This window comes from Flavobacterium enshiense (genome assembly GCF_022836875.1).
In the GTDB taxonomy this organism is placed as follows: domain Bacteria; phylum Bacteroidota; class Bacteroidia; order Flavobacteriales; family Flavobacteriaceae; genus Flavobacterium; species Flavobacterium enshiense_A.
The window spans coordinates 1762608-1787185 of sequence record NZ_CP090376.1 but is presented as its reverse complement, the minus strand read 5'-3'; the positions used below and the strand labels follow the sequence as shown (position 1 = coordinate 1787185).

21 protein-coding genes are annotated in these 24578 nt (G+C 34.8%); 8 read left to right on the top strand and 13 right to left on the bottom strand.

Going from position 1 to position 24578, the window contains the following annotated elements:
• Window positions 1-61 precede the first annotated feature (61 nt).
• The 6 genes from asnB to LZF87_RS07940 all read right to left on the bottom strand — a co-directional run bounded on the left by asnB (window position 62) and on the right by LZF87_RS07940 (window position 9900).
• A complete protein-coding gene (gene asnB / locus LZF87_RS07965; RefSeq protein WP_244338301.1) occupies window positions 62-1747 on the bottom strand; it encodes an asparagine synthase B in 1686 nt (561 codons plus the stop codon).
• Window positions 1748-2201: 454 nt separating this feature from the next.
• Window positions 2202-3824 (bottom strand): amidohydrolase, encoded by a 1623-nt coding sequence (locus tag LZF87_RS07960; RefSeq protein WP_244338299.1) that lies wholly within the window; start codon window positions 3822-3824, stop codon window positions 2202-2204.
• Window positions 3825-3976: 152 nt separating this feature from the next.
• Window positions 3977-4492, bottom strand: coding sequence for an O-acetyl-ADP-ribose deacetylase (locus LZF87_RS07955; protein WP_244338297.1), 516 nt, complete (start codon window positions 4490-4492; stop codon window positions 3977-3979).
• A 38-nt stretch (window positions 4493-4530) separates the two neighbouring features.
• The gene (locus tag LZF87_RS07950; protein WP_244338295.1) at window positions 4531-4980 is read right to left on the bottom strand and encodes a GreA/GreB family elongation factor; all 450 of its coding nucleotides are present in this window, start codon (window positions 4978-4980) and stop codon (window positions 4531-4533) included.
• A 67-nt stretch (window positions 4981-5047) separates the two neighbouring features.
• Complete coding sequence (locus LZF87_RS07945) at window positions 5048-6793, bottom strand: TonB-dependent receptor (protein ID WP_244338292.1); 1746 nt, start codon at window positions 6791-6793, stop codon at window positions 5048-5050.
• Between the two features lie 92 nt (window positions 6794-6885).
• Entirely contained in the window at window positions 6886-9900 is a 3015-nt protein-coding gene (locus tag LZF87_RS07940; RefSeq protein ID WP_244338291.1) for a tetratricopeptide repeat protein, read from the bottom strand.
• 328 nt (window positions 9901-10228) lie between these two features.
• Here LZF87_RS07940 and LZF87_RS07935 point away from each other — a divergent pair, with 328 nt between their 5' ends.
• Window positions 10229-10912: a cell division ATP-binding protein FtsE gene (locus LZF87_RS07935; protein WP_244338289.1), complete on the top strand. Its 684-nt coding sequence runs from the start codon at window positions 10229-10231 to the stop codon at window positions 10910-10912.
• On the opposite strand, the gene LZF87_RS07930 is transcribed toward LZF87_RS07935, so the two are convergent.
• Together LZF87_RS07930 and LZF87_RS07925 are read right to left on the bottom strand one after the other, a co-directional pair.
• Window positions 10913-11731, bottom strand: coding sequence for a 2OG-Fe(II) oxygenase (locus LZF87_RS07930; protein WP_244338287.1), 819 nt, complete (start codon window positions 11729-11731; stop codon window positions 10913-10915). It lies immediately after the preceding gene.
• On the bottom strand, window positions 11724-12845 hold the full coding sequence (locus tag LZF87_RS07925) for a hypothetical protein (RefSeq protein ID WP_244338285.1): 1122 nt from the start codon (window positions 12843-12845) through the stop codon (window positions 11724-11726). The genes LZF87_RS07930 and LZF87_RS07925 overlap by 8 nt, the downstream gene beginning before the upstream one ends.
• A gap of 74 nt (window positions 12846-12919) precedes the next feature.
• On the opposite strand from LZF87_RS07925, the gene LZF87_RS07920 reads away from it, so the two are divergent.
• On the top strand, window positions 12920-13855 hold the full coding sequence (locus LZF87_RS07920) for a glycosyltransferase family 2 protein (protein WP_244338283.1): 936 nt from the start codon (window positions 12920-12922) through the stop codon (window positions 13853-13855).
• On the opposite strand, the gene LZF87_RS07915 is transcribed toward LZF87_RS07920, so the two are convergent.
• Both LZF87_RS07915 and LZF87_RS07910 read right to left on the bottom strand, forming a co-directional pair.
• Window positions 13839-14255, bottom strand: coding sequence for a sugar 3,4-ketoisomerase (locus LZF87_RS07915; protein WP_244338281.1), 417 nt, complete (start codon window positions 14253-14255; stop codon window positions 13839-13841). The two genes, LZF87_RS07920 and LZF87_RS07915, sit on opposite strands and share 17 nt — an antisense overlap.
• On the bottom strand, window positions 14242-15087 hold the full coding sequence (locus tag LZF87_RS07910; protein WP_244338279.1) for a glycosyltransferase family 2 protein: 846 nt from the start codon (window positions 15085-15087) through the stop codon (window positions 14242-14244). Before LZF87_RS07910 ends, LZF87_RS07915 begins: the two co-directional genes overlap by 14 nt.
• Window positions 15088-15318: 231 nt before the next feature.
• Here LZF87_RS07910 and LZF87_RS07905 point away from each other — a divergent pair, with 231 nt between their 5' ends.
• The 6 genes from LZF87_RS07905 (at window position 15319) to LZF87_RS07880 (ending at window position 21141) form a co-directional block, all read left to right on the top strand.
• Window positions 15319-16173 carry a glycosyltransferase gene (locus LZF87_RS07905; RefSeq protein ID WP_244338278.1) on the top strand — a complete coding sequence of 285 codons (855 nt, stop codon included), beginning with the start codon at window positions 15319-15321 and terminating at the stop codon, window positions 16171-16173.
• A 44-nt stretch (window positions 16174-16217) separates the two neighbouring features.
• On the top strand, window positions 16218-17366 hold the full coding sequence (locus tag LZF87_RS07900; protein WP_244338276.1) for an acyltransferase family protein: 1149 nt from the start codon (window positions 16218-16220) through the stop codon (window positions 17364-17366).
• Between the two features lie 75 nt (window positions 17367-17441).
• A complete protein-coding gene (locus LZF87_RS07895; protein WP_244338274.1) occupies window positions 17442-18086 on the top strand; it encodes a class I SAM-dependent methyltransferase in 645 nt (214 codons plus the stop codon).
• Window positions 18083-19714, top strand: a complete 1632-nt coding sequence (locus LZF87_RS07890; RefSeq protein ID WP_244338272.1) for a hypothetical protein — start codon at window positions 18083-18085, stop codon at window positions 19712-19714. The genes LZF87_RS07895 and LZF87_RS07890 overlap by 4 nt, the downstream gene beginning before the upstream one ends.
• Entirely contained in the window at window positions 19695-20567 is an 873-nt protein-coding gene (locus LZF87_RS07885) for a decaprenyl-phosphate phosphoribosyltransferase (RefSeq protein WP_244338270.1), read from the top strand. Before LZF87_RS07890 ends, LZF87_RS07885 begins: the two co-directional genes overlap by 20 nt.
• A gap of 4 nt (window positions 20568-20571) precedes the next feature.
• The gene (locus LZF87_RS07880) at window positions 20572-21141 is read left to right on the top strand and encodes an HAD family hydrolase (protein ID WP_244338269.1); all 570 of its coding nucleotides are present in this window, start codon (window positions 20572-20574) and stop codon (window positions 21139-21141) included.
• A gap of 16 nt (window positions 21142-21157) precedes the next feature.
• On the opposite strand, the gene LZF87_RS07875 is transcribed toward LZF87_RS07880, so the two are convergent.
• The 3 genes from LZF87_RS07875 to LZF87_RS07865 form a co-directional block, all read right to left on the bottom strand.
• The gene (locus tag LZF87_RS07875; RefSeq protein WP_244338268.1) at window positions 21158-22372 is read right to left on the bottom strand and encodes an O-antigen translocase; all 1215 of its coding nucleotides are present in this window, start codon (window positions 22370-22372) and stop codon (window positions 21158-21160) included.
• Window positions 22373-22442: 70 nt separating this feature from the next.
• On the bottom strand, window positions 22443-23522 hold the full coding sequence (locus LZF87_RS07870; RefSeq protein WP_244338266.1) for a DegT/DnrJ/EryC1/StrS family aminotransferase: 1080 nt from the start codon (window positions 23520-23522) through the stop codon (window positions 22443-22445).
• Complete coding sequence (locus LZF87_RS07865; protein WP_244338265.1) at window positions 23519-24496, bottom strand: GNAT family N-acetyltransferase; 978 nt, start codon at window positions 24494-24496, stop codon at window positions 23519-23521. The genes LZF87_RS07870 and LZF87_RS07865 overlap by 4 nt, the downstream gene beginning before the upstream one ends.
• Window positions 24497-24578 lie beyond the last annotated feature (82 nt).

Below are 24578 nucleotides of genomic sequence, written 5' to 3'. Positions count from 1 at the left end.
TTGAATTTATCTGGAAGTAAATATAAAACTTACCAAAACTATTCAATTATGCAACTATTTCCTATTGGTAAGCTTCTTCATGAACATTTGCCACTGCTCTACCTGATGGATCATTCAGTTTTTTAAAAGCTTCATCCCATTCCAATGCTATTTTTGTACTACAAGCCACACTTGCTTCCTGAGGCACACATAAAGCCGCGGTATCACTTGGATAATGTTCGCTAAAAATTGTACGATAATAATATTCTTCTTTATTCATTGGAGTTTGAATTGGGAATCTGAATTTAGCATTAGCCAATTGCTCATCTGAAACTGCTTGAGCAACTATTTCTTTCAACGTATCAATCCAGCTATACCCTACTCCATCACTAAATTGCTCTTTTTGGCGCCAAGCAACACTTTCTGGCAACATATCTTCAAAAGCTTTACGTAGCACCCATTTTTCCATACGCTCTCCGTTGATCATTTTATCCTGCGGGTTGATTCGCATGGCCACATCCATAAACTCTTTATCCAAGAAAGGCACACGTCCTTCGATACCCCATGCCGCTAAACTTTTGTTAGCACGCAAACAATCGTACATATAAAGCTTACTTAATTTACGAACTGTCTCTTCATGAAATTCTTTAGCGTTTGGCGCTTTATGAAAATACAAATAGCCACCAAACAACTCATCTGAACCCTCACCTGAAAGCACCATTTTAATTCCCATTGATTTAATAACACGAGCCATTAAATACATTGGCGTACTCGCACGAACAGTAGTTACATCGTATGTTTCCAAATTATAAATCACATCACGAATAGCATCTAAACCTTCCTGAATGGTGAATTTAATTTCGTGGTGAATGGTTCCTAAATGATCTGCTACTTTTTGTGCAGCTGCCAAATCTGGAGAACCTTCCAACCCTACAGCAAACGAATGCAATTGTGGATACCATGCTTCAGATTGATCATCAGTTTCTACACGACGGCTAGCATATTTTTTGGCAATAGCCGAAGTAATTGAAGAATCCAATCCACCTGAAAGCAATACTCCATAAGGCACATCACTCATCAACTGACGGTGAACAGCAGCTTCTAAAGCTTCACGAATAGCCTGAATACTTGTTTCGTTTTCTTTAACAGCATCGAATTCCGTCCATTCTCTATCATACCATTTCACCAATTGCCCATCTTTGCTATGTAAATAATGTCCTGGTGGGAATAATTCAATTTTTGAGCAATAACCTTCTAAAGCCTTTAATTCAGACGCTACATAAAAGGTTCCATGTTTGTCCCATCCTATATACAACGGAATAATTCCGATATGATCACGAGCAATAAAATATTCATCTTTTTCTACATCGTATAAAGCAAAACCAAAAATTCCGTTCATTTCATCAACAAACGTTGGTCCTTTTTCTTTGTACAAAGCCAAAATAACTTCACAGTCGCTTTGCGTTTTAAAATCATACTTCGACGAGCTCAGCAACCCGCCTTCAAACTGTTTACGCAATTCACGGTGGTTGTATATTTCGCCATTAGCCGCTAAAACCAAATTACCATCAGGACTGAATAAAGGCTGTTTCCCAGAAGCCGGATCAACAATAGCTAAACGCTCATGCGCTAAAACAGCTTTGTCATTAGAAAAAATCCCACTCCAATCCGGACCACGATGACGGATAATTTTTGCCATCTCTAATACTTGAGGGCGTAAAGTTTCAGCTTTTTGCTTTAAATCGAAGGCACATACAATTCCACACATAATATATTTTAGATTTTAGAAATCAGATTTCAGATTTGAAAATTGATTTAATTATTATTTTATTTCTGAAACAAAATTGCGCTATAAAGTTTTAATTAGAAACCTTAACCAATTATTTAATTACAATTTTATATTTTAAAATTTAATTTACGGCTAAAATGAAATTAAAACCATTAAAAACGGAAGTTTTGGATTACAGATTGTAATTTCAGTTTATTTTACTGTATTCAACATTGAATTTAACGCGAAGATTTCAAGGTTAAAACCCGACAAAATGTTCTTAGAAACATTACAAAAAGTAAAATGGTTTGTCCTTTAGCCCTGATGGGAGTATCATCCTTTTGTGGAGTTTTGACGGAACAAAAGATAAAACGGACAGCAGGAAAATGGTTTGCTGACAGCTCCAAGCCATTCGCTCCAAAAAAAATCCCGAACTTTCGTCCGGGATTACCATTTATTTCACTTGTTTTCCTTTTATAAACGTATTTTTTGGCTTGATTAGCAAAACCTGTTCGATAGGCACCGTCATAAAATCAGCATCGAAAATGGTGAAATCGGCCCATTTTCCAACTTCCAGACTTCCTTTTTCGTTTTCTTCAAAATCAGAATAAGCTGCCCAGATAGTCATCCCTTTTAAGGTTTCTTCGCGTGTTAAGGCATTTTCAGGCAAAAAGCCGCCCGAAGGAAAGCCTTTCAAGTCCTTACGCGCTACCGCTGCATAGAATGTATACATAGGATTGACTTCTTCGACCGGGAAATCGGTTCCAAGAGCAATCACTCCAGCCTTGTCAAGCATTTTCTTATAAGCGTACGCATTTTTAATTCGCTGCATTCCCAGTCTTTCCGTAGACCAATATACGTCGGAAGTCGCATGCGTAGGTTGAACAGAGGGAATAATTCCCGATTTGAAATAATCGAAATCCTTTTCGCGCAACACTTGGGCGTGTTCTATTTTCCAGCGTCTGTCTTTTTTCCCCGTCAGCACTTCTTTATAAATTTTCAACATTACCGTATTGGTCGAATCACCAATGGCATGCGTGTTCATCTGAAAATCAGAGGCCGCTATTCTCTTTGCTGTCTTGCGCATTTCCTCTATTGGCGACAATAATGCCCCAAATTGTTTCGGCCTGTCGAAATAAGGTTTGTGCAGGCAGGCGCCGCGTGACCCCAAAGCACCATCTGCCATAAATTTAAAGGAACGCACATTGAGCTTATCGGTTTTATAAATACCTTTTTCAATGTAATAATCCAGATTTTCCTTGGACGCCTTAACCATTGCATAAATATTGATATCCAATCGGTTTTCACGCTGTAAACTATCAATCAGGTTGATTACACCACGTTCAAGTCCGGCTTCGTTAATGGTCGTTAATCCATATTCGAACATTGTCTTTTGTGCCGACATAAGCGCATTTATCTGTTCCGTTCTTGATGGCTTTGGCATACTATTGTACACCAGCTCCATCGGATTATCTATCAATATTCCGGTCAGCGTACCATTTTTAACTTCAATCTGACCGCCTTCTGCTTTCGTTTTCGGAGTGATTCCTGCCATTTTCAACGCAACAGAATTAGCTATCAATGCATGACCGTCTATACGTGTAAGTACTATAGGTATGTCCGGAAAAATCAAATCCAGCACCTGATTATTAGGAAACTCCCTATCAGGCCAGTCATTCTGATCCCATCCCCTGCCTTGAATATATGCTATTTTCTTTTTGCCTTTGAATTGGCTAACCCTTTCGATTACCTCTTCGAAACTTTTGGTTCCGCGTAAATCTACCGTCTGGAGATTCATTCCGTAGTTATAAAAATGAGCATGAGCATCATAAAACCCCGGGTAGATGAATTTATTTTTAGCATCGTAAATATCATTCGAAGAAAACATTTCATTGATTTCAGCCGTTTTCCCTATCCCGACGATTTTACCTCCGGAAACAGCGATAGCTTCTGCTTTCTCGAAATTCTTATTAACCGTATAAACAGTAGCATTGTTTATGATAAAATCGACAGGTTGCTTTTGGGCATTGGCAAGACAACAAGCCAGCACGGAAAGAAGTGCAATTTTAAATTTCATTTTTTGACAGTTTTAAGTTTCCCGCCCGTTATTCGAAGGCAGAAAAATTGGTTTCCAAATATACCGATTAAAGATTAGTATTACAAATAAAGAACTGACTCAGAATCAGATTTTTAAATTCGTTTTTTTTTGTAAACAATTTTATGATAGTCTTACATTTTGTGTAGCTCCTTACTAATTAGGACTTCGTTTTCATCGTCAAAACAAACAAATAGTACTTTTTCTATTTCAATGTGATTAGACAGAAATTCGGAAACGGTTTTAACAGCTATTTTTGCTGCCTCTTCTTTTGGAAATCGGTAGACACCAGTACTTATGCTCGGAAATGCAACTGACTTACAATTATTTTCAACGGCTAATTTTAGTGAATTTATATAGCAATCGGCAAGCCTTTCTCTTTCATTATTGTTTCCGCCGTACCATATTGGCCCAACTGTATGAATTACATATTGAGCAGGAAGATTTCCTGCTGTGGTAATTACTGCCTGTCCGGTTTCACAGCCTCCTTGTTTTGCTACAATTTTTTTGCATTCCTCCAGGATAGTATTTCCGCCAGCCCTGTGGATGGCACCATCCACTCCGCCTCCACCCATAAGGGATGAGTTGGCTGCGTTTACTATAGCATCTACATTAATTTTAGTAATATCTCCTCTAACAACTTCAATCATGATTTTTCGATTTGATGGTATGATACTAATTTAGTAAATTACATAACATCTTCAATCACAAACCGGGAGCCTTTAACCTCAACAACATCGCCGATTTGTTTTCCCAATATTTGAGAACCCAACGGCGATTGTGGCGACAGTGCTAAAATTGAAATGCCGTCAATGGTTATTTTGGGCAAAGCGGCACTGATAAAAAGCTGCAATCCATTTGCTTTTACCAGACTTCCGACAGCAATGGTCTTATTGGAAACCGTTGCGTCAATTTTACTCAAAATCCCTTTAAAATTAACAGCTTCCTGAAGTTTCGCACTCAGTTTTTCCTGCTCGAGATGCATCATGGACAATGCGGTTTCGTGTTTGTCTCCGGCCGAACTTTTAGCATCGTTTTGCGCATCGTCTGCCAAACCGGAAATCATGTCGCGGTATACATCAATTTTATCCTGAAGCAAGGTTAAATGATGATTGAGTATTTTTTGTTTAAAGGTCATGTTTACAAATTTAAAAAGCACAAAAGGGTTGCTTTTGTGCTTCAAAGTTATGCTTTAAAAACGCTTACTAAAAATCAAATTTATAGTTTGCTCCCAATAAAACCTGGAAGCCCTGAACAGGATAGTTCAACCAACGCTCATATTGCTGATTTGCGATATTGTTAAGTTTAAGGAAACCTGTAAGACGCTCGTTGTGTTTGTATCCCACATGAGCATTTAAGTCGAAATAACTGTCTAATGTCACAATCTTTGTCAATGGTTCTGTTAATGTAATATCGTTGTAATAGAATTGATCTTTACGATCTCCAACAAAGAAAATGTCGGCACCTGCGTACCATTTTTTTGTGATATCCACATCCAGGTCGGCCCCGATTTTCAAACTTGGTAAGTTCCACGCTTCAGCCTGATCGGTTGAATAACCGTTGAATGTTCCGTTGATTCCGAACGCCACATTCTTAGAAAAATCCATTTTCAGTTCTCCGAATAAGCTTACAGTCTTCAGATCATCGTATACCACTCCGAATGAATTTCCATAAACATAGCCTTCGGTATTTGGATTGGCCGTTTCATAAGGATTAGCAGTAAAGAACGCTTTGTCATCTTCAGCCATATAGGAACCTCTTACATTGAAAGCCACAGTATTGGACAATTTTCCCTTAAGTCCCACATAAATATCATATTGCTGATTGGTTGGTGCTATGGCAAGCGTTGGGGAAACGAATTTATTTTCTTCGACAAAATCGGCAAAAGAGTTCTGTTTCAGATTTCCTTCTGCACCAGCATAGGCAATCATGATATCGCCTACAAGCTTATATGAAGCTTTGATTTGAGGATATACAAATATTTTATCATCTGTTATGTCATTAACTATCCCTCTGCTATAGAAAAACCCGGCTCCTGCCTGAACAGACAAATCATCCTTTTGCAATAAAATGCTCGGTACCACTCCGAAATTCAGATAACTATAACTCATATCCGGCACTCCTAAATAATCTTTTTCAAAACTTCCGCCTACATAATCTGCTACGAATTCCGTTTTGAATTTATATTCTTTCACTTCAAAATCGAAAGACGGTTTAATGAAAAATCTGTTTTCTTCCGAGCCGTGAGAATCCCAAAAACGTTTAAAAAGCATTGGTGTTTCGTCCATCATTCCTTCTTTCACGTCTAATTTAGCACCCAAGGTAAGCGTCTGATAAGTTTGATCCTCGTTTATCGAATTGATGGCATCATCATTAAAAGGGACAAATTCAGTTGGTAATCCATACCAATTATACATTTGGTGTTTGTAGCCTAAATCGGCATTCCAGTCTATTTCACGAGTACGGCTTCCGTAAGTGATATCCAATGCTGTATTGTAGTAACTGTCATCCAATTTTACCTCATCAATTCCGCCCTGGGATGATAAATGACGAAACATTCCACCCACATAATCATTATTGGACAAATCCTGAGTGACAAATAATTCAGCATTCACGGTTCCGTAATTCCCGATACCCAGAGTGGCATAATTTTTAAACAGACGTTCTTTAGCCTCTTTGTCCACATCGGCAGCCCTACCCTTTGCCGGGGTAAATGTTGATGCTACCGGAAAAGAAAAGATGTTATACTTGATTTCTTCTTTTTGCGTATTGGTTTCATCGTCGATAACCGGCGTTTCTTTTACTTTGAAAGCGTCGGAGATGGTTGGTGTGTATGGCTTAACCACGTTTACCACTTCCGTTCCGATATTTTCGTCTTTTTTCTGCGCAAAAGTCTGCAATCCTGTAAAAAGAAAACCGATGGCTGTTATATACTTTACTGTCTTATTCATATTTATTTTTTTAGGGAAAAGAGATAAGGGAAAAGAATCTGCAAATGTTTTCATTTCCGATATTTTATGTTTCCTTCTATTTTTCTGACTTCTTACTTTGTTATGGATGAATTTCGTTTGGCTTCCTCGCCTTTAATGAAATCGAGTTCGGTCTGGGCCTCTGAAACGACATCCTCAAAAGAAGCAAAGTTTTTTATTACGCTCTCCAAAATATAGGTTGCCTGAAAACTGTCTTTCAGTCCGTAGAAGTTTTTCGCCATGACAATCAACCCTTTGGCTCCAAAATATTTGTAACCTGAATAATCCTTGGCTAATTTCTGAACCACTTCATTGGATTTTTCAAACTTGCCTTCCTTGTTTTTAAAATAAGCATCATAATACATTGCTTCCGCAGCTAATTCTCCTTTGGCGATTTTCTGCAGTTTCGCATAGGCATCTTTGGCTTTTGCTTCATCGTTGGTTTTGATTGCCGAGCGTGCTACGATAATCTGAGCATCACTTTTTACTTTGTCATCCGTTTTCGGATTAGACAACACTTTGTCTGCATAAACAACTGCGTTGGCAAATTCCTTTTGCTCATAATAGCTTTTCATCAGATTGGATTGCGCAAAAGTTACGTTCTGCGGGAAATCAGCTTCAGCCTCCAAACGCTGTAAAACAGGAATTGCTTTTTCGTAGGTTTTGTTTTTCAGATGAATTTCACTCAAACGTGCCAGCGACTGTTCTGTAAATTCATTTCTGGATTTACTGATAACGTATTCGTAGTTAGGAATGGCTGTCGTTCCCAATCCGTCAGCAAAATACAACTGGGCAAGATAAAAATTGGCTTTCAGTGCATGCAATCCATCAGGGAAATCACCTAAATATCCTGTAAAAGCTGAAATAGCCTGTTTATTATTATTCTGTAAGTATTGTTTTTCGGCTGATTTATAGGTATCATTATCCAAATCGGCATTGGAAACTTCTACAAAATCAAGTGTTTTAACCCAAGCGGCATACTCATTCACTTTATTGTTATCCATATAAATTAAACGAGCGGTTGAAACAGCTTCATTGGCTTCCTCCGTACGCGGAAATTTAGCAACCACTTCTTTGAATTTCGCTAATGCCTGCTGGTCTTTATCATTGTTGTAGTACACCAATCCCTGACGCAAAATCGACTTCGAAACATAAGAACTCCCATTATATTCACCAATTAAACGATCATAAGCTTCCACGGCTTTATTTACGTTATTTTGGGTTACATAGGTGTTCCCTAATTCGTATAATGCATCATCAGCATATTTAGAATCAGGATGTTTTTTCATAAACGAACTTAGGTTTTCGATTTTCAAATCGTTTTTACCTACAAATCCATATGAAATTGCTTTTTGAAAATGAGCGTAATCATCATCAACACCCCTAAGTTCCATGACCTTGTTATAAGCATCCATGGCTGGCCAGTATTTTGAAGTCACAAAGTAGCTGTCGCCCATTCGCAAATAAGCATCATTGAGACGTACCTTGTCGCTCTTTTCTGTGTTGATATACTCCTGAAAATGTTTCGCGGCATTTTCGTATTCTTTCAGTTTGAAGTAAGTGTACGCTAAATTATAGTCTGCATTTTTTGCTTCGGGAACATTTTTTGCCTCGGAAGAACCTGCAAACTGTTTGAAACTCAATAACGCATCACTAAATTGATCTAAATTATATTCGGTTTCCCCTTTCCAAAAAGTGGCTCTCGCAGTAAACTTTGCGTCACGAGGCTCTGCAATTGATTTATTGAATAAAGTGAGCGCTTCTTTATAATTTCCGTCGGTATACAATTCCAAACCTCGGTAAAACGTAACCTTCTGATACGCCGAACGGTTTTGCGGATTTTTATTTTTTTCCAATAAACTCAATGCTTCCTTATAATTTTTCGAAGTGATATATGAATTTACCAACAGGTTTTCAATTTCCTGCTTATAAGACGTTTGCGGGTATTTTGCCAAATAAGCCTGTAATACTTCCGGCACACTTTGGTATGGGTTTCCGATTTCATAACTGATTTTGGCATAATTTAGAAAAGCATCTTCTTGAATTTTAAGATCAAAATTCATTTCAGAAGCATTTTTAAAAGCATTCAATGCTTCCTGTTTCTTACCTACTTTCAGATAACTTTCCCCTAAATGATAATAAGCATTTTGAGCCACACCATCCCGACCTTCGATAATTTTGTTGAACTGAGCAATGGCATTTTCATAATCTCCCGCTTTGTAATAAGCATAACCCAACTGGTAAAAATCGGTATTGTTCCACTTCCCTTTTTTCCCTTTGTAATTTAGCAGGTACGGAAGCGCTTTATCGTATTGTTTCAGGTTGAAATAACTTTCCCCGATGATTTTGGATAATTCCGATTTTTCTTCGGCATTGGATTTTGACAGTTGAGGAACTCCCAAATCGATTGCTTTTTGGAAATTTCCCAATTTAAAATTCATATCAGCCTGGAAATAGGACATTTTTTCCTTGTATTTGTCCTGATCCTGAACCTGATCGAAGTATTTTGTGGCATCTTTATAATTATCGGTTTCATAAGCCATATACCCTAAATAGTATTTCGCCTGAGACCCGAATTCTTTGGAATTGACCACTTTGTTGAAGTATTTGTCGGCTTCCTTTTTATCCTTGGCCGAAAAATAACAATATCCTTTCTGGAAATTGAATCTCTCACGCTCCTCATTTGTCATCGAGGCCTCATCCACATTCTCAAAATATTTTAGAGCCTGCGGATAATTGGATTGGTCAAAATAATAATGCGCTACTTCTATAAATGCCTGATTTTGTTTAGATGAAGTCGGATATTCTTCAACAAAATTTTCAACCATCATATCCGCTCCGGGCTGTTCCAGACGAATAGCGCAATTCGCTGCATAATAAGCGCAATCCGATTTTACTTCATAACTCACTTTTGAGCCTTTCACTCTTTCAAAAAGTATTTGGGCCGCATTATACTGGTGATCTTTATAAAGGGCAACAGCCTTATCAAAATCGGTTAATTCATAAGTATAGATGTTGGATTGTTGTGCAGAAACATTTACCGCACTAAAAATCAGAGAAGTATAGAGAAACTTATCCAGTTTTCGCATAATTATTGGCTTTTTAAAAATCAAATATATCAAATTCCCGCCGTTATTAACGCGCAATTTGAATGCTTTATTATAAGGGTTTTCAACAAAGTTGAGAAGGAAGGGATAAGAGAAAAGGAAAAAGGGATAAGAGAAAAAGTACTAAGTAAAAAGAAACAAAATTTAAAAATGAAATGATAATGCTTCCACAATCTCAAACTTCTTGGCTCTTCCTTATCCCTTTTTCCTTCTCCCTCTTCCCTTCTAAGATTCAATCAAATAATTTTCATACGTTTTTTTGATTAAGTTCGTTCTACTTATTACTTTTACAAAAATTAAATCACGAAACATGTCACAAACGATACTTTCCCTTAAAAACGTAACCATTTACCAAGAACATAATGCGATTTTAACCAACGTAAACCTTGATGTCAAACACGGTGAATTTCTGTATGTAATTGGAAAAACAGGTTCGGGAAAGAGTAGTTTTATGAAAACCCTATATGCCGATTTATCGCTTACAGAGGGTACCGGAACCATCGTTGACTATGATTTAACTTCTTTGAAAGAAAATGACATTCCTTTTTTAAGACGAAAGCTGGGTATTGTTTTCCAGGATTTCAAATTATTACCGGACAGAAATGTGCATGATAATCTGGAATTTGTGCTAAAAGCTACCGGGTGGACGGAAAAAGAGGAAATCCAGCACAAGATCGAGGAAGTATTGGACAAGGTAGGCATGAAATCAATGACGTCCAAAATGCCACACCAACTTTCAGGAGGTGAGCAGCAGCGTGTTGCCATAGCTCGTGCATTGCTTAACGATCCGGAACTTATCCTTGCTGACGAACCTACAGGAAACCTTGACCCACAAACCAGTGTGGAAGTAATGGAAGTACTGAAAAAAATCAACCAAAACGGAAAGACGATTATCATGGCAACGCACGATTATGCACTGATTATGAAATATCCTTCCAAAACGTTGAAATGTGAGGATAAAACCCTGTTTGAGGTAGTGCAGCGAACGATATAATTATTTATCCTTTTTGTAAACGTGTGGATTTTCCACAATACCCTTTTTAAATAATTTTCGGACTCCCATTCGAAGCCAGGTATCGCATTGCAGTAAGATATCGGTTATTTTATTTTCAGGTCTCCCGCGAAAGGAGGTTACATGAAATTCATCTGATTGCAACAACGGTTGTTTTGAAAAATAGTAATTGGAAATACAACATCTGTTTCCTTCAAAAACAACCGGAGAAACCGAATGAAGCGAATTGTTATGGGTCGCCATAACTACAAGTCTGTTGAATTTACTATGAATCGTGATTTGCGGATTTTTTAATCCATTTGGCCATAATTCCAAATTCCCACCATATTCTTCTTTCCAGTCCGGTGTCACATAATAAAGCAGGTTTAAAACCCTCCAAAGATTTCGGTCTTTATCATGTGAATTATCCAAATGCGGATTCAAAAACTGTTTGTTTGCCATTAAAGAAATTCCGCCGGCATACAAGTTTTCATCCGGAATCGCACTAGCAATTCCGCATATTTCAGCAATGAGACCAACTACCTTTTTATCCTGAAAAGCATAAATAATCTCCTCAATCAATGGATTATATAAATTCATCTGAGCAGCCACATACTTATCTTCACGGATGCTTTTTTTCAGCACCATTGTTTCAGGTGACGGAAAAAGACCATGCAGTTCCTCTGCCAGATTATCAGGAAGCAAATCATCCAGGAAAAAATAACCAATACTGTCTTTGGAACTTTCATATTGTTCCTTCAGGATTTCCTTATGCTGATTAATCGAGTCAAAAATCTGCCTCGCAAATGCTTCCCTATTCATGACAAATCAATTTTTCAATTTTTAAGGCGTTGTTGGTATCACTCATATAATTTTCCAAAACTTCTTTTCTCCTTGGGTAATCCGAAAAACTTTTCTCAGACAATGCTTCGATTTGAGCTATTAATTCTTCATCATTTTTGGCTGTCACGCACAAATCAGAAACAACGGTATCATCAATAATATTCTCGTTGATAATACAAAACCGCGTGTTGAAAAGGGAATTAATCGCCTTTAATTTTGTTCCCGATTTCTGAAAGGACCAACTGATACTGATATGCGATTTTTGCAGCATTGTTTTCAACTGCTCAAAATCGTTGAGTTTTACAAACTGAATATTCTCGCTGCCACCAATTAGTTTTTGAACGAAATCTTCATTTGATCCTGAGGCAATAACCAACTTTCGATGTGGCAGTTTCCTGAAAACATCAATTAAAAACACCACGCATTTTCTGTTATCTGATGTATTTAAATCGCCATGGTAAATAGAATATTCTCCAAAACCTTCCAATGGCAAAACAGTATCATTTCCATGAAATACCGGAACATATGTGGACTTTTCACAAAACTGACGAGCCTTCTCATTTTCGAATTTCGACAACGTAATTACCTCATCAAATTTTGAAAAAACATCTTTATACTTAGTGTATTTCATCGCTTCCAGTTTGAATGCGATTTTCTTCAGCAGCGAATTTTCACTCTTCGAAATCCCGTTAAAATAATCCTCCTCGATATTTTGAAGTCTCAAAATTTTTCTGTGGTTTTTAATACGGGAATCATATACCGAGCATGTGGTTTTAAGTCCTTCAAATAAGATCGGTGCTTCTGTTTTAGCTATATTTTCAGCTAATCTTCTATCCCCTCTTGAAATCACCGAAAAAGGCAAAGCACTAAAAAAATGGAAAGGACTATTGGTAATTTCATAAAAGTAAATGGACTTGCAAAGTTTTTCTAATTCGTCAAACTCACTTGGAATTTCTTTTACAAAACAATGCAGGTGTATGGCGAATCCAATACTATGCAAAGCTTTAAGTTTGTAAAAGACATCAATCACTCCGCCATAATTGGGTGGATACGGATTATCAAAGCTAACTATATGTAGTACTTTTTCGTTCATTTCTGTGTCACAAATATACTATTTTAAATTGGTCAATACAGATTTGATTATATTTGGAATCCGAAAACATCACTATGCCGTTTTTTTCCGTAATTATACCGCTTTACAATAAAGAAAACTACATCAGGAACACTCTGAAATGTGTTCTTGAGCAGTCGTTTTCCGATTTTGAAATCATTATTGTAAATGATGGATCTACTGACAACGGATTAGAAATCGTTAAAGAATTTACAGATTCCCGAATTGTAATTTTAGAACAGACTAACAAAGGAGTTTCTGCTGCACGAAATACAGGAATTGAAGAAGCTTCCGGAACACTGATTGCTTTGCTGGATGCCGATGATTATTGGTTTCCGAATCATCTGGAAGTACTTCATAAACTGTATAGTGATTTCCCCGATGCCGGCATGTATTGTTCTCGATACAAAATCAAATTTGCGGAAAACAACCTCTATACACCAAAGTTAAACGGAATTTCAGAAAATTTCAGAGGAATTGTCCCTGATTTCTTCCACTCAAGTTATGTCGACCGGATTGCATGGACCTCTATTGTGGCCATTCCAAAAGAAATTTTAAAAACCATTGGTGGATTTAATACCGAGGTTTCTAATGGTCAGGATTTGGATTTATGGATACGTATCGCGGTAAAATTTCCAGCTGCCATTTCCGATGGGATTACAGCGCACTATCATTATGAAATCAGCGACAGTTTGGCAAAAAGAAGCATACTGAATAAAAAATTGATGGATTTTGGTCAATTTTCCGAAGATGAGAAGAAAAATCCATCGTTAAAAAAGTTTCTGGACATTTACCGTATTGAATACGCATTACATTATCATATGTTTGGCAATGATGATAAAATGACCTTTTATCTGAAAAATATTGATACGGAAAACCTAGCTTATAAAACCAAATTTCTTTTCCTTTTACCTGGATCTGTACTGAGAACTCTTTTAAAAGTCAAGCGGTGGTTAAATGAAATCGGTATTAACTTTACCGTCTACCATTAACATAACTAAGATACTCCTTGTATTCCCTGATATAATCGCTTTCATCAAACAGTTCAGAAACTACTGACAAACAAACAGATCCTGAAGAAAAATTTCTTATTTCACGCCAAATACCCGGATTAATCAACAGCCCTTCATTGGGTTTATTTAAGGTTACAACATGCTCCATTGCTCCATCTTTCAGAACTACTTCAAAACTTCCGCTCAACGCAACTAAAAATTGTTTCAGTTTCTTGTGTGCATGCCCACCGCGTTCCGCACCGCTGGGAACATCGTATAAATAATACACCCTCTTTATTTCAAACGGAATTGTATCCCCTTCAATCACCGAAAGGTTTCCGCGACGATCTTCTATTTTAGGAAGTGAAATAACTTGTATTTCATTACTATTTGTTCTCATTTCGTATTTCTACTATTTTTTTATGTCCTTGTTTTGCACTTCTAAGAACAGACATAAGATTAATAATACTTAGTTTATACTGCTTTAAATCAAAAAACAATTTAATAGCTAGCCAAAATATAAAATAGTTCTTAAAAATTCTAGTTAATAAAGCGCCCATAATATAATAGCGTTCTATTTCACTTGTTTTTTCCGAGGTTGTTAATGCTTCGTGTTTCACTATTATTTGAGGTTCAAAAACAATTTTCATCATTTTTTTTTTCAAATCAAATAAAAAAACTGCTTCCTCACCCATTTCAAAAGCCGCTCCTAATCCAAAATTTTCATCAAATTGAACCTCAGCCTTGTCAAGAATAGCCTTATTCAGAGTCATTTCTATTGAACTAACATTGAAGATATCAAAAGTATTCAACTTGGTTTTTGAATCCGAGGGATATTTTTTAATATAACAACCGTTTGACTTAACAGCACAAAAATTTATTGCGACCGCATCTTGAAACCTATTAAAAGCGTTAATTATTTTTGAACTAAAATCCGTTTGATATGCCACATCATCATCAGCGATCACAAGAATCTTCCCCTTAGCATTGCTAATGGCTAAATTCCTACTCTTAGACAACCCTTTTTCAAAAGAATTTATTGCTCTTATGTTAGGATAATTCGAAATTAGGAGTTTGCTGCTTTCCGTTTGATTAATAATTAAAATTGAAAATTTGGAGAAATGACAAAAGGGAAACATCGGTATTAAAAAATCTAATGAATCCCTATTCATGGTGGAAACTAGAATTTCTATGTCTTCTTCTCTGTAAACGGAATCTAATTTATCTTTCATATTTTTACAAATATAAAAAATACTTTCCTGACAAAAACAAATTTAAAAATCGATAGTTCTTTCCTCTTCATTAATCTCAAAATTGCCCACCCCCTTTAAATTTTAAAATTCTCTTTTCATTCTAATTAAATATTAAATTTATATTTTTGATTTTTATATAACCCCCTATCTATTTAAATAGTCTACTCGTATTCTTCCATGCATAATTATCCGCTAGTCAGCATTATCTGTTTGAGTTACAATCACGCCCAATTTGTGGAGGAATCCCTGAATTCGGTACTGTCCCAAACCTATGAAAACATTGAGCTTTTAATTGCAGATGACTGTAGCACAGACAATTCAAAAGCTGTTATAGAACAATGGTTAAAAAAGCATCTGGATATTACTTTTATATCGAATCCGACGAATATCGGAAATACAAAGACCTTCAATAAATTACTGGCTTTATCCAAAGGTGATTATATTATTGACCTCGCTGCCGACGATGTATTGCTCCCCGATTGTGTTGAAAAACAACTTTTTGCATTTCAAAATTCAAAATTTAAGAATACGGGCATCGTTTATGGAAATGCAGAAATGATTTCTGAAAACAACGAACATCTTGGGTATTACTTCGAGACTGATGAAAAACTAAAAACAATTATCAAACCGGCTTCGGGAGATATTTATATGGCTATATTGAGTCAAAGCAGTAAAATTTGTTCGGTTTCTTCTTTGGTGAAGCGCGAAGTTATAGAAAACCTGGGCGGTTATGACGAAAATTTAGCCTATGAAGATTTAGACCTATGGATAAGAGCCTCAAGATTATATAACTTTGAATTTATTGACGAAATTTTAATTCAAAAAAGAGAAGTTCCTTCTTCTTTAGGAAATCAGTTTTTTAAAAAATCCAGCAAAAGAACCCGAAAAATAAATTATTCTTCCTATCTGGTCATAAAGAAAGCCATTCAGCTAAACAAGACCAAAGAAGAAAACAAAGCACTGCTCAAAAGGATGCACTATGAAATGATGAAGGCATGGCAATCTTGTGATTTTATATTGTTACTGAAATATTTCCCCCTTGAAATCTGGTTGCGAATTAAATAACAACAAACGGATTTTACCATATCCTATATTTTGAAAAAAAAATCATGCTAAAATACAAATCAAATAAAAAGTATATTCCAGCACTAACTGGAGTAAGGGCTTTAGCGGCTTATTTTGTATATTTTTGTCATTTTGTGTTTTTCTATCCAAATATTTTTACCAAAAACGTAAATTATTTTATAAGTGAATTATACATTGGTGTAGCAATGTTTTTTGTATTAAGCGGTTTTTTAATTGCCTATCAATATTATGACACGCTTAAATTTAACTTCAAAACCTATATAACAAATAGATTTGCAAGGATTTACCCCATGTACTTTATCTTCACATCAGGTTATTTTCTTTTTCAATCAATAACTCAAAATAAGTTTACTCTTCCTCATTATAAGCTCTACCTCTTAAACATTACATTTCTGAGAAGTTTTTTTTATGATTTTTTTAAATTAGGCATAGGTACTGGCTGGTCATTAACCTTAGAAGAAATATTTTATCTTATAGCACCCCTTTTATTTTATTTAATTAAGAAAAGTAAAATATATATACTATTCATTCCTTTAACCTTTTTTTTAACCGGATTGTTATTAGTAAACCTCATTGGTGTCCATGATTATAACGGGTTTCTAATCGACAACTCTTTTATGTTTAATTACACCATATTTGGCCGTATTTCTGAATTTATTTTTGGGATAATTCTAGCATTAATTGTAAAAAAATACAGCACTGTTTTAAATACAAAATATTGCACATATATAGGCCTAGCCTTTATTCTTTTGGGGGTATATTTATTATCATCATTAAAGGATAACCTTATAACCGATGGATTCGATAAATTTCCAGGAAAATTAATCAATACTTTTTTCATTCCTGTTTTTGGTGTACTCCCTTTTTATTGGGGCTTAATAACCGAAAAAACAATTGTTTCAAAAATTCTGGAAAGTCAATTATTTCAGTTAATCGGAAAAAGTAGTTATGTTTTTTATTTAATACATGTTTGGTTTTTATCGCTACTAAAAAACAACGACTCACATAATCATCTTTTGGAATTTATTTTTATAAATTTAATATCTATTGCTTTCTATTATTTCCTTGAAGAACCGTTAAACATTTTTTTCAGAGGAAAAAAAATTAAACGTTTACTGTTATACAAGTCCAACAAACCTTATGCTGAAAAGATTGCATCATCAGATGATTAAACCGCGACAGATTTGTAATTTGGTCGCAAACTAAATACCCCGTAAACCTATAAAAAAACAAAAAGACCTCAATAAATGATTGAACAATCGGAAATTCTAAATTATTTAAAAACAAAATCATTAAACTTGAGTCTTATCGATAAACTTAAAGTAAACTATAGACCATTAATCTGCCCTTTTGATGTTTTATTGAAATATGTTGGTGAAAATGAGTCTGTCTTTGATATTGGTTGTGGTTCAGGGCAATTTTGTGCTCTCATTGCAAAATTCAGCAAAGCAACAACTATTCACGGCATAGAAATTTCTGAAACTCTTGTATCAAATGCGATAGCTATAAATCAAGAATTCAAAAATGAAAAAGAAGTTACTTTTGAAGTTTTTGATGGTAGCACAATTCCTATTGAGATTAAAAAATATTCAATTATATATCTGATTGATGTTTTACACCATGTTCCAAAAAATAAACAAATCCTTTTTTTAAAAGAAATATATTCAAAAATGGATGTTGGTAGTAAACTGATTCTTAAAGATATTAATGCTGATCATCCGTTTGTTTATTTCAATAAAATACATGATTTATTGTTTAGTAAAGAAATTGGAAATGAAATAAGTTTACAGTTTGCAAAAAAAACAGTTGAATCTATAGGCTTTAAAACGATAGAAGAATTTAGTAAAACAACATTTATATATCCGCATTATTTTTTAATTCTTGAAAAATGAAAACTATACATTATAAAATTATCTTTTTCAGTATTCTTATTTTCTATTGTCTTGTTTTTAGTCAATTTGGAATGGAAAATTGGGATACCGGATACATTCCAAGTTTTTCTTGGCGTGTCATAAATGGTCAAGATATTTATGAAGATTTCATTTATAAGGGGCCTCCAATAAGCATATACTTTCACGCTTTTTGGATGAAAATACTTCCTATTGAGGGGCAGTTTTATTTTATAAGAATAGTGAATTATTTGTTGTTTGCAATACAAGTATATTTTGTACTGTCTGCATTTGATTTGATTTATAAATTTAAAAATTATGGCATCAACAAATGGGCGTTAATGATTGCCTGCTTTGTTATATCCATTCATAATTTCCCTCCTTATCCTTGGCCAACAACAGATGGCTTATTATTTGCATCTATTGCTTTTTGGATAATGGCAAAAGACAAATCCGATTCTTTTATTCATTTAGCTCTAATTGCTTTTTTCAGTTTAGTATCAGCCCTTACAAAACAATCCTTTTACTTAATTCCGATTGGTTTTTTAGCATGTATTTTTATTAAATCAGGAATAAAAAAATCATTCCAATTTGGGCTTTTATTATTGTTTTTTGTAGGCATATTTTTATTATGGATTAGTAGTTTTACAACTATTTCAAATTATCTTGAACAAACATCTAATCAAACAAGTTTTACAGATTTATATAAATCTGGCGTAGATAATTACATTCATTGTATTAGAAACAAATGGATTATGTTATGTACTATACTTATTCCGATATTACCAAGTTATTTCTTGAGAAAAATAAATTCTAATGCACTACAAGAATATTTAAAATGGCTAATCATTTCGTTTTCAATAGTGAGTGTTTTATATCATCTATTTCAAAACGAACGACAGGCTTCCTTAATTTTTTATATAACTTGTGCCTTGTCTATAGTTTATTATTATTTTTTCATACAAAAAGACATCAAATTCATAGCTCCAATCTTGCTGGTATTATTAATAGCTTGGTCAACAGCTATCAGTGTTGGTTATCCTTTCACAATGTTATTTTCAACAGGGATGATAGCCTCATTTATCATCTTATTTCAGCAAGAAATTCCAAAGTTTAGATATAATAAAGTTTTATATTACTCCATTATAATTGGCGTTAGTTTTATTTCATTTGCTTCCAATAGAAATCCATATCGGGATAGTTCATTAGAAAAATTAAATTACTCTTTGGAAACTATTTCTCTAAAATTAAAATATATTAAAACCGATAAAGAAACATTTGAAAAACATAATGAAATCAAAAAATTAATAAAAAAATACGGAAAAAACTTTATTGTTGCTCCTGGTACACCAATGGCAAATTATGTTTTTGGCAGTCAAAGCAAATTGCCAGCTGATTGGATAATTACAAACGAAGTAATGGGCAGAGAAGCTCTATTTATAAAATTAGCCTCAAACAAAAAAAATTATATTTTTATCGAGAAAGAATATATCATTGACAAGCCCTACATTAATTACAAAATTTTATACAGTGGAATTACATCTTTTATATATGAAAACTTCAATAAAATTGACGAAACCAAACACTATTTAGTTTACAATTCATTACAAGATGATAAAAAATTACCTTAAACTCATAAGGGTTGAGCAATATCTAAAAAACCTGTTTGTTTTTGCACCGCTTTTTTTTAGCCGACAGTTTTTCGAAATGAATTTACTGTGGGATGTTTCTATTATTTTTATTTGCTTTTCGTTAGCAGCCAGCGGTATTTATATCATTAACGATTACCTCGACATCAATGAAGACAGGCTCCATCCGCAAAAATCGAAAAGGCCGCTTGCTTCATCCAAAATAGCGGTAAAAAACGCCCTGATTCTAATGATTTTATTGGAAGCCACGAGCCTCATAACATCATATATTGTCAGCAAACCTGTTTTTTATATCATCCTGCTATACCTTATAATGAATGTTTGTTACAGTAAATGGCTTAAACACATCGCTATTTTAGACGTTAATATAATTGCTATAGGATTTGTTTTAAGGCTTTTGGCAGGCGGATTTACAGCCAATGTTACACCTTCGGAATGGATTGTATTAATCACCTTCCTTTTAGCCATGTTTTTAGGTCTTTCGAAAAGACGCACTGATGTTATTCACGCTCAAAACGGAAAAACAGTTCGAAAAAATATAGAGAGTTACAGTCTCACTTTTATTGACATTATCTTAGCAGTGCTGGCGGGAATAATTATTGTATGCTATATTTTTTACTGCATCTCGCCCGATAACGAGCAAAATTACCATTCAACATATCTTTACTTTTCTACAATATTTGTTATAAACGGCTTATTGCGCTATTTGAAAATAACAATTGTCGATCAGGCCAGTTATTCTCCGACACTGGTGCTTCTAAAAGACCTTTATATTCAAATTTGTTTTGTGTTATGGTTCCTGTTTATGGGCTATTTATTGTATTTCAATGTGTAATGGAATGAAAACATTAGCCTTATTTGATTTTGACCATACGCTTTACCGAAAAGACAGTCTTCTTGAGTTTACAAAATTCAGTAAAGGCACTTTAAATTACTACCTAGGACTTTTAACACTGTTCCCTATACTCGCTGGTTTTAAACTTGGCTTTATTTCCAACGAAAAAGCAAAAGAAAAATTTTTTGCCTATTTTTTTTCTGGAATGAGCTATCCGGATTTCCGCCATTCTGCCAAAATATTCGCCCAAACAAAAATCGTAAAAGATTTAAACAAGACTTATTTTGAATCTTTAAAACATCATCACGATAACCTTGACGACATTTACATTGTCACGGCTTCTTTTCCTGAATGGATACAACCTTGGAGCCAAATGTATGGTATTGAAGTAATCGGTACAAAACCGGCAACACATTCAGGAATTTTAACCGGGAATTTTAGTACCAAAAACTGTTACGGTCCACAAAAAGTAATACGAATTGCAGAAAGACTAAATTTGGCCGATTTTGATAAGATCTATGTCTATGGAAACGGAACTGGCGATAAAGAGATGTTAACTTTGGAAAGACGCTAAAAATACTATTTAAGACCTAATAAGCCTTAAACAATTTATCTCTCAAACAAATACTCAAAAACAGGAAGTACACTAAATAGGTGATGAAATAAGCCATTACCACTCCTTCAATATGATATTGTTTCATAAGATAAACAGACAAAAAGTATTGTACTGTAAACGATAATAATTCGGAAACAATAAAAAGTCTCGTCATCTTTTTAGCTAAAAGCAAATAACCTAAAATAAGGGATAAAGCTTTAAAAACATCTCCTATCAATTGCCAGAAAAACAAATCACTTACCGAAAAAAATTCAGGAGAAAACAATATCCTGATTATCAAATCACGAACAAAGAAAATACACAAAAGAGCTAAAACAAAAAGCGGAATTATGTTTTTAAAATAGGAATAAAAAACAGCTTTAGTTTCTTTGTCATTAGTAGTCAAAATAAGTTTCGGCAAAAAGTAAAGCGTAACCAGAGTGGTCAAAAACATCATATAATAGGTCGATATTCTTGAAACAGCTTCCCAATACCCTGCATGTTCAACTCCTAAATTTTCAATAACATGATTTCGGATAGCCAAAAAAACAAAAGGTCCCAAAACACCTGAAACCAAAGCCATGAGGGTATAGGACATTAAATCTTTAAGAATAACGAAATCAAAATGTCTTATCGAAAGATATTTCAAAACAGGAAATTCGGTATTAATGTAATAATAAGAAACAAAAAAAAGCAATGAAGGAGAAATTACTACGGCCAGAAGTGCCCCATAGGTTTTCAAATAAACAATTAAAACAACCGTAATAATCAAACTGATTATATTGCCAAAAATGGAAATGTAAATTACCTTCTCAAACTTTCTCAGGCCATTAATGATAGCAACAAAAATAAAATTAGCCGCATGCCATGGTAAAGCTATTGCAAGTGCCTTAAAAACGAATCCGTATTGATTGTTAGATCCGAAAATTTTTAAATTCCAATATGACGATAAGGCAAACAAGCTTATACTGATAATAATTGCCAAACTAAAAAGTGTTATGAGAGCTGTCGAGATAATCTTTTTTAGTTCCGATTCATTTCTTTCATTTTCGGCAACATATTTAACAGTTCCATTTTGAAAACCTAATACCGAAACCGTTTCTACCCCTGAAAAGAAATTGCGAAGGTTGCCCACTAATGCCATTCCGGAAGGCCCTATAAAAATTGCTATGACTTTAGAAGTGATTAATCCGATAGCAATTTTTATCAATACGCTTATACCATTTAGAGAACTAACTCTAAAAAGCGGCTTGTTGATTATATTTCGGATAAAATTCAAATTAATATTGATTTAACTTTTTTATCACGAAACTTACTTCTTCTTCAGACAAAACTGGACTTATAGGCAAACTCAACACCTCATTGTGGATTTTTTCGGTAATCGGAAGGGATAAATGATGATATTCCTTCATGGCTTTTTGCCTGTGCGGTGCCACCGGATAATGGATCATCGTCTCAATACCGTTTTCTTTTAAATACTGCTGTAAACCTTCACGATTTTCTGTCCGGATAACAAACAAATGAAAAACATGATTATCAGAACCATCATAAAACGGCAGCACTATTTTATCATTTTTTATTTCTGACAGAAAACGATTGGCAATGGTTCTTCTTTTTTCATTTTCAGCAGCCAGATAAGGCAATTTCACTCTTAAAAAAGCAGCCTGAAGTTCGTCTAATCGGGAATTAAACCCAATATAATCGTTATAATATTTTTGGTTGGAACCATAATTGGAAAGCGCCTTTATAACCTTGGCTAATTTTTCATCATTGGTTACAACAGCTCCAGCATCGCCTAAAGCCCCTAAATTCTTACCAGGATAAAAACTAAACGTTCTGGTGCGGCTTCCTTTGAATTTTATGCCGTGGGCCTGAGCAGCATCTTCTACGATCAGTAAATTATACTTATAACCAATTTCCATAATTTCATCCATCGGAGCGAGATGACCATACAGGTGAACAATCAGCATTCCTTTGGTTTTAGGGGAAATTTTCGCTTCAATAAGCTTCGGGTCAATGTTAAAGGTATTGATATCCGGTTCGACCAAAACAGGTACCAAACCAGCATGTAAGATTCCTAAAATGGATGCAATGTAAGTGTTAGCGGGCACAATAATTTCATCTCCTTTTTGAAGATTGCCCATTTCGATATAGGCATTTAAAGTCAGCGTAATTGCATCCAGCCCGTTTCCAACTCCGATACAATATTTTGAACCAGCGTAAGCCGCAAATTCTTCTTCAAAAGCTTTTACTTCACCCCCTAAAATGTACCATCCTTTTTCCAGGAACTGATTTAACTTTTCCTGAAATTTTGCTTCATAAGGTTTGTTAATCGCTTTTATGTCTAAAAAAGGAATCATAACAATACGTTTTCCAATAATGAATGATTTGCTGTATCTACTTCGTAAAAATCCTGGGTCACCAAACCACAGCCAAAAGTTTCTTTCCAGTACTGCAAACCTTCGTTAATATTCCTTCCCTGATTTTCATTGGAAATCCCGAAGTCAAAATACTTTTTACCGGAGAAAACTTCTGAGATTAATTTATGGTGCAAAAAATCAAGGCTTCCCAATTCATTTTTATTGATGTTGGACGAAATATACTGTGAATGAGCAACACAATCTGTTTCGAAAATAGTTGTCCCGGCCACAATTTTCCCTTGATGATACACATTAAATTGACGGATATTTTTCGGGAATTTTGACTTTAAAAAAGTAATTTCCTCCAAACTGTGCACCGGCGAAACATTATGCTTTTGACTTAAATTCGGAATCAGGATTTCATTCCAGAATTCTGCAAAACTTTGCGTTTCTTCTATTTCAAGACCGCTTTTTAAGCCTCTTTTCACGCCTTCCTTTCGATCTTTGGACAATTTGATTTCTTGGGACAAGTCCAAAACAGAAAGCAGGTCTCTTCTATATAATTTAGCTTCGGTCAGAAAAAGTAAATAGTTTAGTTCATCTGAGAGCTTCCCGGTATAAAAAAAAGGAAATTCCTTAACATAAAGTTTTTTAATATCGGACTGATTCAAAAACTCCAGTATCATTTTAAACGCCAAAAGAGTCGTTTTCAATTTTGCTTTCCCGGAAGTTACCACACCTCCGAAAGTTAGCCCCTGATGTGAAAAAACACTTCCATCCCTAATATTCGCAGGCAAAACCGCAATTAACGATTCATCTTTGAAAACCAAAAGTGAAAAATCTTCAAACCGGTCTGCGTGATACTCCATGAAATCCCTGTGAAAAAGAAATGTTGCATTTTTGGCCTGATGTATAAAATCATTCCATAGTGCATAATCGGATTTCTGATATTTTCTTACTGTATACTTTTTCACCAAACCTTGATAAACTCCCGAAAAGTAGTAATTTTTCTTCAGATTAAACCAATCTTTTACTGAACCAGTCACATCCAGTAAA

Bases quoted from the DNA above. Each gene is read 5' to 3' on its own strand.
- asnB (WP_244338301.1), bottom strand. From the start codon at position 1,747: ATGTGTGGAATTGTATGTGCCTTCGATTTAAAGCAAAAAGCTGAAACT.
- LZF87_RS07960 (WP_244338299.1), bottom strand. From the start codon at position 3,824: ATGAAATTTAAAATTGCACTTCTTTCCGTGCTGGCTTGTTGTCTTGCC.
- LZF87_RS07955 (WP_244338297.1), bottom strand. From the start codon at position 4,492: ATGATTGAAGTTGTTAGAGGAGATATTACTAAAATTAATGTAGATGCT.
- LZF87_RS07950 (WP_244338295.1), bottom strand. From the start codon at position 4,980: ATGACCTTTAAACAAAAAATACTCAATCATCATTTAACCTTGCTTCAG.
- LZF87_RS07945 (WP_244338292.1), bottom strand. From the start codon at position 6,793: ATGAATAAGACAGTAAAGTATATAACAGCCATCGGTTTTCTTTTTACA.
- LZF87_RS07940 (WP_244338291.1), bottom strand. From the start codon at position 9,900: ATGCGAAAACTGGATAAGTTTCTCTATACTTCTCTGATTTTTAGTGCG.
- LZF87_RS07935 (WP_244338289.1), top strand. From the start codon at position 10,229: ATGTCACAAACGATACTTTCCCTTAAAAACGTAACCATTTACCAAGAA.
- LZF87_RS07930 (WP_244338287.1), bottom strand. From the start codon at position 11,731: ATGAATAGGGAAGCATTTGCGAGGCAGATTTTTGACTCGATTAATCAG.
- LZF87_RS07925 (WP_244338285.1), bottom strand. From the start codon at position 12,845: ATGAACGAAAAAGTACTACATATAGTTAGCTTTGATAATCCGTATCCA.
- LZF87_RS07920 (WP_244338283.1), top strand. From the start codon at position 12,920: ATGCCGTTTTTTTCCGTAATTATACCGCTTTACAATAAAGAAAACTAC.
- LZF87_RS07915 (WP_244338281.1), bottom strand. From the start codon at position 14,255: ATGAGAACAAATAGTAATGAAATACAAGTTATTTCACTTCCTAAAATA.
- LZF87_RS07910 (WP_244338279.1), bottom strand. From the start codon at position 15,087: ATGAAAGATAAATTAGATTCCGTTTACAGAGAAGAAGACATAGAAATT.
- LZF87_RS07900 (WP_244338276.1), top strand. From the start codon at position 16,218: ATGCTAAAATACAAATCAAATAAAAAGTATATTCCAGCACTAACTGGA.
- LZF87_RS07895 (WP_244338274.1), top strand. From the start codon at position 17,442: ATGATTGAACAATCGGAAATTCTAAATTATTTAAAAACAAAATCATTA.
- LZF87_RS07890 (WP_244338272.1), top strand. From the start codon at position 18,083: ATGAAAACTATACATTATAAAATTATCTTTTTCAGTATTCTTATTTTC.
- LZF87_RS07885 (WP_244338270.1), top strand. From the start codon at position 19,695: ATGATAAAAAATTACCTTAAACTCATAAGGGTTGAGCAATATCTAAAA.
- LZF87_RS07880 (WP_244338269.1), top strand. From the start codon at position 20,572: ATGAAAACATTAGCCTTATTTGATTTTGACCATACGCTTTACCGAAAA.
- LZF87_RS07870 (WP_244338266.1), bottom strand. From the start codon at position 23,522: ATGATTCCTTTTTTAGACATAAAAGCGATTAACAAACCTTATGAAGCA.